Below are 15,306 nucleotides of genomic sequence, written 5' to 3' on the forward strand. Positions count from 1 at the left end.
CGTCAGAGGTGGTCGGCGAGCCACTCCGCGGCGGCGTCGGCCGAGGTGATCTCGCCATCGCGGATCCGGACCACCATGTCGGTCAGATCCGCGGTGGTGAGCTGCAGGACCACGCTCAGCCCCTTGACGTCGTCGGCTCGCAGCACGCCGCCGCGGTAGAGGGGCACCACGTTCTGCGCGGTGAACGCGTTCTCGTCGTCGGCCAACACCACCAGTTCGTCGTGCGCGACGTCGGGTGAGGCGGCGGTGGCGCCCCCGATCGGCGACGCGCCGACGATCAGTTCACGGGCAACGTCGGTGGTGGTTCCGACCGGTACGACGGACCCGAACGTGCACCCGTACGCGGCCTGAAGGTGCTCCGGTGCCCGCGCATCGTCGCGGAACGCGGCGGACGCGTACAAAGTCATGCCGCCGCAGTCGCGCGCGATGTCGTCGATCGAGTGCGCGCCGAGTCGGTCGACCTGCGCCGCGGACAGCACGAGCGCCGACCGGTCGTCGGCCGGCGCGTAGTCGGAGACCGTAAGGCCCTCCGGCAGAGACTTGTTGAGCGCCTCGAACACGTCCTCGGCCTCGGTGACGTCGGCGTCCGGGTCGAACCAGTGCAGCAGGCGCCCGGTGTAGTCCGGCACCAGTGCCACCCGGTTCGAGTCGAGGGCGGCGACACGGTCGGCGCGGTCTCTCAGCCCCAGCACGAGTTCGGTGCTGCGCCCGCCCGCTTCGAGCGCGCCGGCGTAGAGGCGTGCGACGAGTTCGCTCTCGATCGTGTTCGACGCACCGACGACGACCGGTCCGGGTGCCGGCGGGCCGCTGACGCTGCTGCTCGTGTCGACGCCGCACGCGGCGACGATCGCGAGCATGGGAACGACCGCCAGCGCCGCGCGCCTGCCCGTCCGCCCATTCCTGTTCGGTGACACCGTGTCCCTCTCCGCTCGTCGACCGTGCGTTGGTCGCTCCTATCGTTACACTGACGGCGCGCACCATCACGAGCGGTCGAGAGATCCGGCTTGTCACCGCGCGGCGGCTGCCGCATCGGGCGGGGCCGCTACGCCGGATCCGATGGAAGGACGACATGAACGGTTCCCGGATCCGCCTGCCCCACCGCCTCGTTCGGGGCGCTGTGGCGATCGTTGCAGTGTCCCTGACGATGCTCACCGCGTGCGGGAGCAACGACCCGCTCGACAGCGGCGGCTCCGGCGGCAACGTCGACGCGAACACCATCGTGGTGGGCTCGGCGAACTTCCCGGAGTCCACGACTGTCGGCTACATCTACGCCGAGGTGCTGCGGGCCAACGGCTTCGACGTCGACACGAAGATGAACATCGGCAGCCGCGAGGCGTACGTCCCGGCGCTGCGCGACGGTTCGCTCACGGTGATCCCCGACTACACCGGGAATCTGCTGCAGTACCTCGATCCGTCGTCGACGGCGACGAGCGCCGCCGAGATCGACGCGGCCCTGCCGGCCGCGCTGGCGCCCGATCTCGCGACCACGACCCCGGCACCCGCCGAGGACAAGGACGCGGTCGTCGTGACCCGCGAGACGGCCGAGAAGTGGAACCTGTCGTCCATCGCCGACCTGGCGCCGCACTCGGCGGAGGTGAAGTTCGCGGCACCGGCCGAGTTCCAGGAACGACCCGTGGGCATGCCCGGGCTGCGGGAGAACTACGGTCTCGACATCAGCGCCGCCAACTTCGTGCCGATCGCCGACGGCGGCGGCCCCGCCACGGTGAAGGCACTGACGTCGGGCCAGGTGACCGCCGCGAACATCTTCACGACCTCGCCCGCGATCAAGGCGAACGACCTGGTGGTGTTGGCCGACCCGGCGAACAACTTCCCGGCCCAGAACGTGGTCCCGCTGCTGCGCGCGAGTGCGAAGACCGAGCAGCTGACGCGGGTCCTGGACGCGGTCTCCGCCAAGCTCACCACCGAGGAACTGGTGGCGCTCAACGACGCGGTGTCGGGCGCCGCCAAGACCGAGCCGCAGGCGGCGGCGCAGCAGTGGGTCGCGCGGCAGGGGCTGGACGCTCCGATCTCGTGATCACGTTCTCGGGTGTCACCAAACGCTTTCCGGACGGCACGGTCGCCGTCGACGGTCTGGACCTGAAGGTCGAGGCCGGCTCGTTCACGGTCTTCGTCGGACCGTCCGGCTGCGGCAAGACGACGTCGATGCGGATGATCAACCGCATGGTGGCACCCACCGCGGGCACCGTCGGCGTCGACGGCCGGGACGTGGCGGCCCTCGACGCCGTCGAGCTGCGGCGCGGTATCGGGTACGTCATCCAGAGCGCGGGGCTGCTGCCGCACCGCACGGTGGTCGACAACGTCGCGACCGTGCCGGTGTTGCGCGGCGAGTCACGGCGGGCGGCACGGCGCCGCGCACTCGAGGTGCTCGAACGGGTGGGGCTCGATCCCGCGCTCGCGGGCCGCTACCCGGCGCAGCTGTCGGGCGGTCAGCAGCAGCGGGTGGGCGTGGCCCGGGCGCTCGCCGCCGACCCGCCGATCCTGTTGATGGACGAGCCCTTCAGCGCCGTCGACCCGGTCGTCCGGGCCGATCTGCAGGCCGAGATGCAGCGCCTGCAGTCCGAGCTGCGCAAGACGATCGTGTTCGTCACCCACGACATCGACGAGGCGGTGCGTCTCGGTGACCGTCTCGCGGTCTTCGGGCCGCACGGCCGGCTCCAGCAGTACGACACCCCGCAGACCGTGCTCACCTCCCCCGCAACCGATTTCGTCGCCGATTTCGTCGGCCGTGACCGCGGCTACCGGGGGCTGTCGTTCCGCAGCGCCGACGGACTCCCGCTGCACGAGATCCGCAGCGTCCGCGAATCGGCAATCACCGCAACCATTCTCGACTCCGGAGAGTGGGCGTTGATCGTCTCCGACGACGGCCGCCCCCACGCGTGGATCGACGCCGCCGGGATCGACGCGGCCCGCGCCGGGCGCGCAATCGCGGACGCCTCGGCCGCCGGCGGTTCGCTGTTCACCCTGGGCACCGATCTGCGGCAGGCCCTCGACGCGGCCATCTCGTCGCCGTCCGGCATCGGGGTCGCGGTCGATGCCGACGGAGTGGTGGTCGGCGGCATCGACGCCGCCGAGGTGGTCGCGGCGCTCGACGAGCAGCGGCGCGCGGAGGATCGCGTCCGGAACGGACGGTGAGCCCGTGCGCTGGCTGATCGACAACTTCCCGCGCGTGTTGGAACTGACGCGCGAGCATCTGCAGTTGGCCTTGCTGCCGCTGCTCCTCGGTCTGGCGATCGCGGTACCGCTGGGGACCGTGGTGCGCCGGGTGGCGTGGCTGCGCCGCACCACCGTCGTCGCCGCGAGCATCGCGTTCACGATTCCGTCGCTGGCGCTGTTCGTCACCGTGCCGAGCCTGTTCGGGCTGAGCGTTCTCGATCCGGCGAACGTCGTGATCGCGCTGACCGTCTACTCGACCGCCCTGCTCGTGCGCGTCGTCCCGGAAGCCCTCGACGCGGTCCCGGACGACGTCGTCGACGCCTCGACGGCAATGGGATTCACCGCGGTTCGCCGCGCGCTCACCGTCGAGCTGCCGCTCGCGCTGCCGGTGCTCGTCGCGAACGTCCGCGTCGTGGCGGTCACCAACATCTCGCTCGTGTCGGTCGGCGCGCTCATCGGTGTCGGCGGCCTGGGCGAACTGTTCACCGAGGGCTACCAGCGCGACTATCCGGAGCAGATCGTCGCGGGCATCATCGCGATCGTCGCGCTGGCGCTCGCGTTCGACGCGGCACTGTACGTGGTGGGCCGCCTGCTGACCCCGTGGGAGCGGCCGGGCCGCCGGGCGCGCCGGGCGACGGTCGAGCTGTCGGAGGGTCCGGCCTGACATGTTCACGAGCGCATGGGAATACATCACCGACCCGGCGAACTGGCCGGGCCCGACCGGGATCGGCACCCGGATCCTGCAACACCTCTGGTACAGCCTGCTGGCCGTCGCCTGCGCGGCCGTCGTCGCGGTGCCCGCCGGGCTCGCGATCGGGCACTTCCGACGCGGCCAGATCGTGGTCGTGGGCGTCGTCAACGCGCTGCGGTCGCTGCCCACCCTCGGCGTGCTGACGCTGCTGGTGCTGCTGCTCGGCCTGGGACTGGTGCCGCCCATCCTCGCGCTGGTCCTGCTGGCGATCCCGCCGCTGCTCGCCGGCACGTACGCGGGCGTCGCGAACGTGGACCGGTCGGTGGTCGACGCCGCGGAGGCGATGGGCATGACGCCGCTGCAGGTGCTGTGCCGGGTCGAAATCCCCAACGCGCTGCCGTTGATCCTCGGCGGCGTGCGCAGCGCGGCGCTGCAGGTGATCGCGACCGCGACGGTGGCGGCCTACGTGAACCTCGGCGGGCTCGGCCGCTACATCTTCGACGGCCTGGCGCTGCGCAGCTACGACCGCGTCCTCGTCGGTGCGATCCTCGTCGCCGCCCTCGCCCTGATCGTCGACGCGATCCTCGCGGCCGCCGTGTGGGCGTCGGTGCCCGGCACCGGACGCCTGCGCCGCCCCGTCGACGTCACTGCGCTGCGAGGAACTTCAGGATCCGATCGTTGACCTCCTGAGGCCGCTCCAGGTGCAGGAAATGGCCCGCATCCGCGACCTGGTGGAAGGCGCTCCCCTGCGACAACCCGGACGCGGCCACGACCGCCAGCCGGCGGTCGAGGCAGCCGTCGCGATCACCGTGCAGGTAGAGCGTCGGCGTGATCGGGCGTCGCATCTCCGCGCCGGCCCAGCGCCGGTAGCGCTGCGGTGGGCGCGGGAGGGGCCGAGTGTAGCTGCGGTAGTAGCCGATCACGGCGCGGCGGTGCGCCGGATCCGCGATCGCCTCGAGCACGGCCGGCAGGTCCTCGCCCGCGTCGTAGCCCGGTGACCAGTCCGCCCACAGGCGCGGCACCAACCGCCCCGCGCAGCGCTCGGGCAGGACCGGCAACTGGTTGAACAGGACGTACCAGCTGTTGCGCAGTTGGCGCGGCAGCACGCGCAGAACGGCCGGCGTCCGCAGGGACGGGAATGGCGGCACCGCGAGCGCGACGGCTGCCGTGAAGGGGTTCTCGGCGTGGGCGGCCAGTGCGTTCGCGGTGATCGCGCCCCAGTCGTGTCCGACCAGGACCGCGTCGGATCCGCCGCCCGAGAGGGCGTGGATCGCGGCGGCGTCGTCCATCAGTGCGGCGACGTGCACGCTCCGGTCCGCCGGCACGGCCGAGGGCGCGTAGCCGCGGGTGAACGGCGCGATCACCCGCCATCCCTCGTCGGCCATCGCAGGACCGAGGTACCGCCAGGTGTGCGCGGTGTCCGGGAACCCGTGCAGGAGAACCGCCAGCCGGCCGGTCTCGGGCCCCCAGGTCAGCGCCCGCAATCGGACCGTGTCGAGGTCCAGGGTGATCTCACGCATGCGGACCATCCTGTCCGAGAACGCCGGGCGCGCACGGGAGATCGGCCGATGTCACGCAGCGGGGCCCCGTCGCTGATGCGACGGGGCCCCGCTGACGAGTTGCTGTCCTACGGTCAGGCGACGCCCTCGTCCTTGGCGGCCTGCGCGACGGCCGCGGCGACCGCCGGGGCGACCCGCGGGTCCAGCGGGCTCGGAACGATCTTGTCGGCCGCGAGCTCGTCACCGAGCACCGACAGGATCGCGTCGGCCGCGGCGAGCTTCATGCCCTCCGTGATCCGACGCGCGCCGGCGTCCAGCGCACCCTTGAAGACGCCCGGGAACGCGAGCACATTGTTGATCTGGTTCGGGAAGTCGCTGCGACCCGTCGCGACGATCGCCGCGTACTTCGCCGCGATGTCGGGGTGGATCTCCGGGTCCGGGTTCGACATCGCGAAGATGATCGACTCGGGCGCCATCGTCGCGATGATCTCCTCGGGCACGGTGCCCGCGGAGACGCCCAGGAACACATCCGCCCCGTCGAGCGCCTCGACGAGTCCGCCGCTGCGGCCGGCCGGGTTGGTGCGCGAAGCCAGGTCCGCCTTGATCTCGTTGAGATCAGTGCGGTCGGACGAGACGATGCCCTTCGAGTCCAGCACGGTGACGTCGGCGACGCCGGCGGCCAGCAGGATGTTGGCGCATGCGACACCGGCCGCACCCGCGCCGGAGATCACGACGCGCAGGCCCGCGATGTCACGGTCCTGAACCTTCGCGGCACCACGGAGCGCGGCGAGCGCGACGATCGCGGTGCCGTGCTGGTCGTCGTGCATGACCGGGCAGTCCAGTGCCTCGATGACCCGGCGCTCGATCTCGAAGCAGCGCGGCGCCGAGATGTCCTCGAGGTTCACTGCGCCGAAGCTCGGGCGCAGGCGCACCAGCGTCTCGACGATCTCGTCGGGGTCCTTGGTGTCGAGCACGAGCGGGATGGAGTTGAGGCCCGCGAAGTTCTTGAACAGCGCCGACTTGCCCTCCATCACCGGCAGCGACGCGCGGGCGCCGATGTCGCCGAGGCCGAGAACGGCCGAGCCGTCGCTCACGACGACCACCAGGCGGTTGGTCCACGTGTAGCGATCGGCCAGCGTCTCGTCGGCGTGGATCGCGCGGCTGACCTGCGCGACGCCGGGCGTGTACGCGATCGAGAGCGCACGCTGGGAATCGAGGGGCGCGGTGGTCTCCACCGAGAGCTTGCCACCGATGTGGCCCGCGAAAATCTCCTCGTCGGTAATTTCGACCTTTGGCGTTACGGAAGCTTCAGACACAGGGGACACGATGACACTCCTCTTGAGGCCAGACTCACTCGGGTCCTGGTTACTGAGAAGTAACCGGGTCGGCAGGGATGAAATACGACACGGCACTTCGAACACAGGATTGATCAGTTGCAACTACCGGGGCGCGCGATCTGCTGCACTACTGCCGGAGCGTGATGGCGCCGGGCGGGGTGAGCCCTGGCACAAGTTCTGCCACCTTCCAAACCTCCTGCGAAGGGCGGTAGCACCCACGCGAGAGTGCCGTAATTCTGCACCATCGACTGGCAGGAATCAAATCCTCCGGATCGATCGAAATCTCACCGAAACCGGCATCTACCTGTGAGGATGCGCGTGACGGTCCGAATGTGACCCGAACCGCCGGCCCGTTCCGATCAGCGGGAGGTCACATCCACCACTGCGTCCACAGCAACAGCCCGGTAACCACCAGAACCGGGGCCGATGCGAGCACGGCACCGGCCCCGCGGCGGCGATCCGCGAGCACCTGAGCCGCCACGACGACGACGCTCGCCACCACGTGCGCGGCGACCGATTCGCGCCCCGGCCCCGGGAAGTCCCGGTTTGACGCCAGGTATGCGACGCCGACGACGACGAGGGTGAGCACCACGACCCCGCCGGCGACGACACCCGAGAGCCCCCGCAGCACCCGCACCGCCCACAGGTCCGACGACCGCCGGCGCCGCTGGTCGCCGAAGCCGTCGAGGCTCACCGACCGGCTCCGCGGGTGACGACGTCGCCGCTAGGCTGCCCCGACAGCACCGGTACCCCGGACGCGCGCGCCACGAGCGCCTCGAACGCCTCGGGGGCGGTGGTGTGCCGGCCGAGTTCGATCGTCTTGTTCGAGCCGTGGTAGTCCGACGACCCGGTGGCGATCAGGCCCAGTTCGGCGGCGAGCGACCGCAGGAGTGCGACGTCGTGCGCGCCGTGGTCGGGGTGATCGACCTCGAGACCGCCGAGGCCGTGGTCCGCGAGTTCGCGAATGTGGTCGAGCGACAGCAGCCGTCCGCGCGTGCGGGCCCGAGCGTGCGCGATCACGCTGACCCCGCCCGCGGCGGCGACCATCTCGACACCGCGCTCGAGCGGGGTGTCCGCCTTCTCGACGTAGTAGGGGCTGCGGGTCGACAGGAGGTCGGTGAACGCCTCCCCCACGCTCTCCACGACGCCCGCGTGGACGAGCGCCCGCGCCAGGTGCGGACGGCCCACCGCCGGGCCCGCCTCGGCCATCACCGCGTCGGGGTCGATCGGCAGCCCGTCCTCGGCCATCAGCGTCGCCATCGCCCGCAACCGAGCGACCCGTTCGCCGCGCAATCGCTCACGCTCGGCGGCGAACTCGCGTGAGGTCGGGTCGAACAGGTAGGCCAGCAGGTGGACGGCCACCGGGCGCCCGTCCTCGCCACGTCCCTCGCACGACATCTCCATGCCCCGCACCAACTGCAGCCCCGCGGGCAGCGCCGCGGCCGCCTCGCCCCAGCCGGCGGTGGTGTCGTGGTCGGTGATCGCGAGCACGTCGACCCCCGCGTCGGCCGCCGCCCGCACCAGTTCGGCGGGCGTGTCCGTGCCGTCTGACGCGGTCGAGTGGGTGTGGAGATCGATACGCACCGGTCCAGTGTCTCAGGTCCGGAAGCGTTGTCCTGTCAGAGCGCCGCGGCCCCGCGGTTCGGGTCGCGGACGTCGATGCCGGCCTCGGCCCAGGCCTCCCGGAGAGCGGCTGCACCGCGCAGGCGCACCCACGCCGCCTCGGTGCCGGTCAGCGGCGCCACCTCGAGGAACTGGACCGGATCCAGCGGCTCGGGCAGGACGAGGTCGGGGATGTCGCTCGGACCGAGCAGCACCGCGGTGAACGGCACTCCCTTCCACAGCGGCTCGCCCAGGTCGATCAGCCCGTCCGGGCGCAGCACCACCCCTTCGACGGACGGCGCGGCGGCGAGGACCGCGAGGGTCTTGTGCACGCCGGACGCCACACCGGCACCGCCCGCGAGGCTCAGCACCAGTTCGGCGCGCGGGCCGCGCGTGGGGTCGGCGATCATCTCGCTGGGATCGCCCATCGGGTGCCGCGAGCACCCCAGGGTCGCGTATCGGACCGGAGCGTCGCCGTCCCCCGGGTACCGGAGGACGTCGACGGGCTCGACACCGAGAAACGTCACCGATGCCACCGAGGGCTCCGTCGGCTCGGCTGCTTCGGGTCCCCCGATGTGCCGGTCGAGATGGGCGCGGACGGCCGAGACAACGCTGTCAGTCACACGTTCATCTAACACCCGCGCCGGGCGGGCCCGATCACGGCTGTCGAGCCGACCTCCTCGCGCGTCCGGCCGACCGACGGGTGACGTCGAACACCCATGGGCGCGAGCCGATTCGGCGGTCTTCCCGCCCACAGGGAGAGCGATTGGACATACCGGCACGGACCCACTAGCTAATGAGCTAACCAATTGACCGATTTCTTGCACCATCCCTTGCTCATCTTTGCTCGACTTCTGACCAGAGTTCCCGGGAGCCCACTTGTCTCGTCCCGCACAGGCCTCGGCATCGCTGCTGACGGCCACGCTGTGCTTCGTCATCCTCGTCGTATCGACCCAGCAGACCATCGTGATGCCGCTGTCCTCCGTCATCGGCCACCAACTGGACATCGGCACCACCGCCATCGGGTGGACCATCAGCTCCGGATTCCTCGCCGCCGCCGTCATGACCCCCGTCGCGGGGCGTATGGCCGACCTGCGGCGCAAACGCACCGTTCTGCTGGGCGTGTTGACGATCATGCTCGCCGGGTCGGTCCTCGCGGCCGTCACCGAGTCGTTGCCGCTGTTGCTCCTCGCGCGGGTGCTGCAGGGTGTCTCGTTCGCCGCCTTCCCCGTCAGCCTGGCGATTCTGCGGGACGAACTGCCGCCGCGCCGGCTGGCGTCGGCGATGGGATTGCTGTCCGGCACGCTGGGTTTCGGCGGTGGCGTCGGCATGGTGCTGACCGGACTGGTGGTGCCCGCCGGCGCCGACTACCGGCGGGCGTTCTGGCTCGCGACCGCGCTCACCGTCATCGCCGTCGTGGCCGTGATCGCGGTCGTGCCCTCCCGCCCCAATCCCGCACCGGGCCGGGTCGACTGGACCGGTGCCGTGTTGCTGGGCGCGGGGCTGGTGCTGATCCTGTTGCCGCTGTCCGAGGGCGGGAGCTGGGGTTGGGCGTCGCCCCGGACGATCGGGTGCGCGGTCGCCGGGATCGTCGTCCTCGCGGGCTGGTTCGCGTTCGAGCGCCGCATCGCCCAGCCACTCGTGCCGACCGAGATGCTCACCCGCCGGCCCGTCGTCTGCACGCACCTCGCCGGGCTGCTCGTCGGGGCCGGAATGTTCGTCAACATCACGGCCCTCACCTACTTCGTGCAGACGACACGAGCGGCGACCGGGTACGGCTTCGACGCCGGCCCGATGCAGGCCGGTCTGGTCTACATCCTGCCGGGCGCCACGATCGGCGTCGTCGTGTCGATCTGCAGCGGCACCCTCATCAACCGCTTCGGCGCCCGGGCGGTCATGGCCGCGTCCGGTGTGCTGGGCGTGATCGGGTTCTGCTCCCTGATCGTTGCCCACGACACCACGTGGCAGGTGATCGGAGGATCGATGGTGGCGTCGGCGTTCACCAGCCTCGGGTACGCCGCGATGCCGGCGCTCCTGGTCGCCGAGGTGGACCGGGACCAGACGGGCGTCGCGAACAGCGTGAACTCGATCGCCCGGACCGCCGGCAGTTCGGTCGCCAGCGCGTTGCTGGCGACGCTGCTCGCGGCCCTCACGATCGGCGACACCGCGTACGCCCGGGTCGACGCGTACCTCGTCGCGTTCGGGTTCGGCGCGGTGTGCGCGGCCGTGTCGCCGCTACTGGTGTTCATCGGTACGTCGGGACGACACCGCACCGGTGAGCCGGACGAGCCGGATCAGAGCGCGAGCTTGGCCAGCATGTCCCGCGCCGACTCGGCCGTCTTGGGATCGCAGAGCACGTCGTAGCGGCCGGCCACCAACTGCATCGTGGACGAGAAGTCACGTGTACCACGGGCGGCCGCGTACGGGATCGTCGTGGAGATCAGGCCGAAGATGATGCCGCCGAAGATGCCGACGAGCAGCGGGCCGAGGAATCCGCCCGTGAAGATGCCGAGCAGCAGACCGAAGAACACACCGAGCCAGGCACCCGAAACAATTCCGCCGCCAATGACTTTGGCCCACGTGAGGCGCCCCAGGACACGCTCGACCTGCATGAGGTCGACGCCGACGATCGTCACGTCCTCGACCGAGAACTGTTGGTCCGACAGGTAGTCCACGGCGCGCTGCGCCTCGGCGTAGGTCGGGTACGAACCGATCGGCCACCCGGTGGGCGGCGTCGGCAGCCCCCGCCCGGCGCGGTTCGGCTGTGAGAGTGGATTCGTCATCGTCTTCGTCTCTCTTTGCTCGGGGCGTGCGATATGTCCGGTTCTACCGATCTCCGGCCCGCATATCAATTGTGCCCGCCCCGAGCCGAGCTCGCCTACCGGTTCGCAGGCGGCGTGAACGACGTCGTCCGGGTCATCCCGGCGGCCCGCCCCTTCGCGGAGATCACCAGCGCCATCTTGCGGCTCGCCTCGTCGATCATCTCGTCACCGAGCATCACCGCGCCGCGGGCACCGCCCGCCGCGGACGTGTGGAACTGGTAGGCGTCGAGGATCATCTCGGCCTGGTCGTAGTCCTCCTGGCGGGGGCTGAACACCTCGTTGGCCGCCTCGATCTGGGTGGGATGCAGCACCCACTTGCCGTCGAACCCGAGCGCGGCGGTGCGCTGAGCCGAGCGGCGAAACGCGTCCACGTCGCGGATCTGCAGGTAGGGGCCGTCGATGGCCTGCAGGTCGTGGGCCCGCGCCGCCATCAGGATCGTCATCAGGATGTGGTGGTAGGCGTCGCCCCGGTCGTAGCCCTCGGGTTGCTCGCCGACGACCAGCGTGCGCATGTTGATGCTGGCCATGAAGTCCGCCGGACCGAACACCAGGGTCTGCACGCGGGGGCTCGCGGTCGCGATGGCGTTGATGTTCGTCAGGCCGATCGCGTTCTCGATCTGCGGTTCGATGCCGATCCGCCCCACCTCGAGTCCGTTGGCCTTCTCGATCTGCGTCAGCAGGAGGTCGAGGGCCTGAACGTGACTGGCGTCGGGGACCTTCGGCAGCAGGATCGCGTCGAGGTTCGCACCCGCCCCGCCCACCACGGTCGCGACGTCGGCGTGCGTCCATTCGGTGGTCCAGTCGTTGACCCGCACGACCTTGATCTGGTCGCCCCAGCCGTCCTCGTTGAGGGCCTCCACGATCCGAACCCGCGCCTCGGCCTTCGCGATCGGCGCGACGGCGTCCTCGAGGTCGAGGAAGATCTCGTCGGCGGGGAGACCCTTCGCCTTGTCGATCATCTTGCGGCTCGAACCGGGGACGGCCAGAACCGAACGACGTGGCCGGAAGCGGGAAGTCATGGCCGACGGGCCCTCCGAATTCAGTGATCAGCAAGCAAGGATTTAGCCTTTTCATCATGGCAGCTGTGAGCAAGGTATTCGCAGCCAGGCTCGCCGGCCTGGTGGTCCTCGGACCGGACGGCGAGTCGATCGGGCGCGTGCGGGACGTGGTGCTCACGATCCGCGTGGGCCGGCAGCCGCCCCGGGTCCTCGGCCTGGTCATCGAGATGTTCACACGCAAACGGATTTTCGTTCCGATGCTGCGCGTCACCGCGATCGAGCCGGGCTCGGTCACCCTCAAGACCGGCAACGTGAGTCTGCGCCGATTCAATCAGCGCCCCACCGAGGTCCTCGCGCTCGCCCAGGTCCTCGACTCCCACGTCACGATCGACGACCCGGAGGTCGCCGACACCATCGGCACCGACGTCGTGATCGTCGACCTCGGCATCGAACTGACCCGCACCCGGGACTGGGTGGTCTCCCGCGTGGCGGTGCGGGCCCACCGCGGACGCCTCGGCCGACGCTCGGCGATCCACGTCGTCGACTGGCCGCACGTTCACGGCCTGACCCCCACCGCGCTCGCGATGCCCGGCCAGGGCGTCTCCCAGCTGCTCCTGCAGTTCGAGGGCATGCGGGCGGCCGACGTCGCGCACGCGATGCGCGAGCTGCCGGAGAAACGCCGGCACGAGGTGGCACTCGCGCTGGACGACGAGCGGCTCGCCGACGTCGTGCAGGAGCTGCCGGCCGACGACCAGACCGACCTGCTGCTGCATCTCGAGGTAGAGCGTGCGGCGGACGTCCTCGAGGCGATGGATCCCGACGACGCCGCGGACCTCCTCGGCGAGCTCCCCGAGACGGACGCCGAGTCGCTCCTGCAGCTGATGGACCCGGAGGACTCCGAACCGGTCCGACGCCTGCTCGAGCACTCCCCCGACACCGCGGGCGGCCTGATGACGCCCTCGCCGGTGGTACTGACGCCGTCGACGACGGTCGCCGAGGCCCTGGCCCGCGCCCGCAACGCCGACCTGACCCCGGCCCTCGCCAGCATGGTGTTCGTGGTCCGGCCGCCCACCGCGACCCCGACCGGGCGATATCTCGGGTGTGTGCACCTGCAACGGCTGCTGCGGGAGCCGCCCGCGAGCCTCGTGGGCGGCGTCCTGGACGACGACCTGCCCCGTCTCGACCCCGAGGACTCGCTCACGAGCGTCACGCGATACTTCGCGACCTACAACCTGGTGTGTGCGCCCGTCGTCGACGACGAGCACCATCTACTGGGCGCGGTTACCGTCGACGACGTGCTCGACCACCTCCTGCCCACCGACTGGCGCGAGGAGGCCGGCGATGAGTGAACCCAGCGGGCGTCAGCGCCTGGAGACCCCGCGCGGCACGCGGGGCCTCGGGTTCCACATCGACGTCGAGGCCGTCGGCCGGGTGAGCGAGAGCATCGCCCGGTTCCTCGGCACCGGCCGGTACCTGCTGATCCAGACCGTGATCGTGATCGTGTGGATCATCCTCAACATCTTCGCGGTGAAGCTGCAGTGGGACCCCTACCCGTTCATCCTGCTGAATCTCGCGTTCTCGACGCAGGCGGCGTACGCGGCGCCGCTGATCCTGCTGGCGCAGAACCGGCAGGAGAACCGCGACCGAGTCTCGCTGGAGGAGGACCGGGCACGCGCCGCACAGACCAAGGCCGACACCGAGTTCCTGGCGCGCGAGCTCGCCGCCCTGCGGCTGGCGGTCGGCGAGGTCGCGACCCGCGACTACCTGCGCCGCGAGCTCGACGACATCCGGCAGATGCTCGTCGAGCGGGACGCCCGTGGCGACGAGGACGGCGAGCCCGGCCCTGCCTCCAAGGCGCGCGGCAGCCGCAAGTGACCCGGACGCTTCGGGTCATCCCCTCGCCTGCCGCAGTTCCGCACGCACAACCGGTCACCGATATGTAACGTGTGTCACATCGACCGAGATGTATCCGCTGGAACGCTCGGAACGAGATCCGTAAGCGCGGATGCAGGTTTCCTGCAAGGAGGGGATTGAAGAGTGCGTGCCCGTGGAACTGTCGGTGTGTCCGCCCTCGTTCTTGCCGGATTCGTGACAGCAGCGTCATCCATGGGTGGCGTGTTCGAGACTCCCGCCCCGGAGTCCGCGTCGACCGCCGTCGCGCACGAGCTGGACGCCGGCGGCCCGACCACCACCGCGGCCCCGGACGGGCAGGCGGCCCTCATCCCGACCGTCGGGCTCGTGCCGGCGGCGCCGCGACCCGAACGCCAGCTCCGCACGGCCAAGCCCGCGACTACCCTGGTGCTGCCCGATCCGGCCGGGCTGGTGCCCGGGACCGCCCCGCGCTCGGTGCCCGTTCCGGTCGTCGTCGGCCCCCTCGGCATTCCCGAGATCGTGCTCAACGCCTACCGCTCCGCCGAACTCACGATGGCGAGCGCCCAACCCGGCTGCGGCCTGCCGTGGAATCTGCTCGCCGGCATCGGGAAGATCGAATCGGGCCACGCCGGTGGCGGGCAGACCGACGCGGCGGGCACCACGGTGACGCCGATCCTCGGCCCGACACTCAACGGCCACCTGGCCGGCAACGAGATCATCACCGACACCGATCACGGCCAGCTCGACGGCGATCCGGTCCACGACCGCGCCGTCGGGCCGATGCAGTTCATCCCGAGCACGTGGGTGCGATACGCATCGGACGGCAACGGCGACGGCATCGCCGACCCGAACAACGTGTTCGACGCCTCCCTCGCGGCCGCACGCTATCTGTGCTCGGGCGGCCTGGACCTGCGCGATCCCGCGCAGGAGGCGCGCGCCGTGCTCCGCTACAACAACTCGACGACGTACCTGTCGAACGTGCTCGCCTGGTCGTCCGCATACCGCACCGGCGGAACCGCGGCGCCCGCGGTCCCGGTCGCACCGACGCCGCCGGAGCGCTCCGCCGACTCCGAGTCGGCGGCCGCAGACGTTACCGCGCCGGGACCGTCGGCCACCGCACCCGCCAGCCCGACAGCGACGGCGCCTCCCGCCGCACCGGCACCGGCACCCGCACCCGCACCCCTACCGCTGCCGGCCCTGCCGCAGCTGCCGCAGCTGCCGTGCCTCGTCTTCTGCCCTCCGCCCACCCCGGCGCCGGTCGCAGCCCCGACGCCCTGATCGGCGCCCGCACCGCTCCGCATACCATGGGGG

16 protein-coding genes are annotated in these 15,306 nt (G+C 70.9%); 8 read left to right on the top strand and 8 right to left on the bottom strand.

Features of this window, described 5'->3' with window-relative positions:
- Positions 1-2 precede the first annotated feature (2 nt).
- Positions 3-857 (bottom strand): ABC transporter substrate-binding protein, encoded by an 855-nt coding sequence (locus tag ABI214_RS05835; protein WP_348607166.1) that lies wholly within the window; start codon positions 855-857, stop codon positions 3-5.
- 212 nt (positions 858-1,069) lie between these two features.
- On the opposite strand from ABI214_RS05835, the gene ABI214_RS05840 reads away from it, so the two are divergent.
- The 4 genes from ABI214_RS05840 to ABI214_RS05855 are packed head-to-tail and all read left to right on the top strand — an operon-like array spanning position 1,070 to position 4,547.
- Complete coding sequence (locus tag ABI214_RS05840) at positions 1,070-2,035, top strand: ABC transporter substrate-binding protein (protein ID WP_348607168.1); 966 nt, start codon at positions 1,070-1,072, stop codon at positions 2,033-2,035.
- Positions 2,032-3,153 (top strand): ABC transporter ATP-binding protein, encoded by a 1,122-nt coding sequence (locus tag ABI214_RS05845; protein ID WP_348607173.1) that lies wholly within the window; start codon positions 2,032-2,034, stop codon positions 3,151-3,153. Before ABI214_RS05840 ends, ABI214_RS05845 begins: the two co-directional genes overlap by 4 nt.
- Positions 3,154-3,157: 4 nt before the next feature.
- Positions 3,158-3,838, top strand: coding sequence for an ABC transporter permease (locus tag ABI214_RS05850; protein WP_348607176.1), 681 nt, complete (start codon positions 3,158-3,160; stop codon positions 3,836-3,838).
- Position 3,839: 1 nt separating this feature from the next.
- The gene (locus tag ABI214_RS05855) at positions 3,840-4,547 is read left to right on the top strand and encodes an ABC transporter permease (protein ID WP_348607179.1); all 708 of its coding nucleotides are present in this window, start codon (positions 3,840-3,842) and stop codon (positions 4,545-4,547) included.
- On the opposite strand, the gene ABI214_RS05860 is transcribed toward ABI214_RS05855, so the two are convergent.
- The 5 genes from ABI214_RS05860 to ABI214_RS05880 form a co-directional block, all read right to left on the bottom strand.
- Complete coding sequence (locus ABI214_RS05860; RefSeq protein ID WP_348607182.1) at positions 4,510-5,385, bottom strand: alpha/beta fold hydrolase; 876 nt, start codon at positions 5,383-5,385, stop codon at positions 4,510-4,512. The genes ABI214_RS05855 and ABI214_RS05860 overlap by 38 nt on opposite strands.
- Positions 5,386-5,498: 113 nt before the next feature.
- Positions 5,499-6,689, bottom strand: coding sequence for an NAD(P)-dependent malic enzyme (locus ABI214_RS05865; protein WP_348607185.1), 1,191 nt, complete (start codon positions 6,687-6,689; stop codon positions 5,499-5,501).
- A gap of 382 nt (positions 6,690-7,071) precedes the next feature.
- On the bottom strand, positions 7,072-7,395 hold the full coding sequence (locus ABI214_RS05870) for a hypothetical protein (protein WP_348607188.1): 324 nt from the start codon (positions 7,393-7,395) through the stop codon (positions 7,072-7,074).
- Positions 7,392-8,285: a PHP domain-containing protein gene (locus tag ABI214_RS05875; RefSeq protein WP_348607191.1), complete on the bottom strand. Its 894-nt coding sequence runs from the start codon at positions 8,283-8,285 to the stop codon at positions 7,392-7,394. The genes ABI214_RS05870 and ABI214_RS05875 overlap by 4 nt, the downstream gene beginning before the upstream one ends.
- 35 nt (positions 8,286-8,320) lie before the next feature.
- On the bottom strand, positions 8,321-8,926 hold the full coding sequence (locus tag ABI214_RS05880) for a suppressor of fused domain protein (RefSeq protein ID WP_348607194.1): 606 nt from the start codon (positions 8,924-8,926) through the stop codon (positions 8,321-8,323).
- Between the two features lie 256 nt (positions 8,927-9,182).
- Between ABI214_RS05880 and ABI214_RS05885 the strand changes: the two genes are divergently transcribed.
- Complete coding sequence (locus ABI214_RS05885; protein ID WP_348607197.1) at positions 9,183-10,667, top strand: MFS transporter; 1,485 nt, start codon at positions 9,183-9,185, stop codon at positions 10,665-10,667.
- Here the strand turns inward: ABI214_RS05885 and ABI214_RS05890 are convergent.
- Positions 10,598-11,086: a general stress protein gene (locus tag ABI214_RS05890; protein WP_348607200.1), complete on the bottom strand. Its 489-nt coding sequence runs from the start codon at positions 11,084-11,086 to the stop codon at positions 10,598-10,600. The two genes, ABI214_RS05885 and ABI214_RS05890, sit on opposite strands and share 70 nt — an antisense overlap.
- 95 nt (positions 11,087-11,181) lie before the next feature.
- The gene (locus ABI214_RS05895) at positions 11,182-12,144 is read right to left on the bottom strand and encodes an HpcH/HpaI aldolase/citrate lyase family protein (protein WP_348607203.1); all 963 of its coding nucleotides are present in this window, start codon (positions 12,142-12,144) and stop codon (positions 11,182-11,184) included.
- Positions 12,145-12,200: 56 nt separating this feature from the next.
- Between ABI214_RS05895 and ABI214_RS05900 the strand changes: the two genes are divergently transcribed.
- The 3 genes from ABI214_RS05900 (at position 12,201) to ABI214_RS05910 (ending at position 15,273) form a co-directional block, all read left to right on the top strand.
- Positions 12,201-13,472, top strand: coding sequence for a magnesium transporter MgtE N-terminal domain-containing protein (locus tag ABI214_RS05900; protein WP_348607206.1), 1,272 nt, complete (start codon positions 12,201-12,203; stop codon positions 13,470-13,472).
- Positions 13,465-13,998: a DUF1003 domain-containing protein gene (locus tag ABI214_RS05905; protein WP_348607209.1), complete on the top strand. Its 534-nt coding sequence runs from the start codon at positions 13,465-13,467 to the stop codon at positions 13,996-13,998. The genes ABI214_RS05900 and ABI214_RS05905 overlap by 8 nt, the downstream gene beginning before the upstream one ends.
- Before the next feature lie 213 nt (positions 13,999-14,211).
- On the top strand, positions 14,212-15,273 hold the full coding sequence (locus ABI214_RS05910) for a lytic transglycosylase domain-containing protein (RefSeq protein ID WP_348607212.1): 1,062 nt from the start codon (positions 14,212-14,214) through the stop codon (positions 15,271-15,273).
- The last annotated feature ends 33 nt before the right edge of the window (positions 15,274-15,306 follow it).

It is taken from the genome of Prescottella soli (genome assembly GCF_040024445.1).
In the GTDB taxonomy this organism is placed as follows: Bacteria; Actinomycetota; Actinomycetes; order Mycobacteriales; family Mycobacteriaceae; genus Prescottella; species Prescottella soli.

What these genes read in the sequence shown, in the direction of transcription:
- ABI214_RS05840 (WP_348607168.1), top strand. Translation starts at nt 1,070, where the DNA reads ATGAACGGTTCCCGGATCCGCCTGCCCCACCGCCTCGTTCGGGGCGCT.
- ABI214_RS05895 (WP_348607203.1), bottom strand. Translation starts at nt 12,144, where the DNA reads ATGACTTCCCGCTTCCGGCCACGTCGTTCGGTTCTGGCCGTCCCCGGT.
- ABI214_RS05905 (WP_348607209.1), top strand. Translation starts at nt 13,465, where the DNA reads ATGAGTGAACCCAGCGGGCGTCAGCGCCTGGAGACCCCGCGCGGCACG.
- ABI214_RS05890 (WP_348607200.1), bottom strand. Translation starts at nt 11,086, where the DNA reads ATGACGAATCCACTCTCACAGCCGAACCGCGCCGGGCGGGGGCTGCCG.
- ABI214_RS05855 (WP_348607179.1), top strand. Translation starts at nt 3,840, where the DNA reads ATGTTCACGAGCGCATGGGAATACATCACCGACCCGGCGAACTGGCCG.
- ABI214_RS05835 (WP_348607166.1), bottom strand. Translation starts at nt 857, where the DNA reads ATGCTCGCGATCGTCGCCGCGTGCGGCGTCGACACGAGCAGCAGCGTC.
- ABI214_RS05900 (WP_348607206.1), top strand. Translation starts at nt 12,201, where the DNA reads ATGGCAGCTGTGAGCAAGGTATTCGCAGCCAGGCTCGCCGGCCTGGTG.
- ABI214_RS05860 (WP_348607182.1), bottom strand. Translation starts at nt 5,385, where the DNA reads ATGCGTGAGATCACCCTGGACCTCGACACGGTCCGATTGCGGGCGCTG.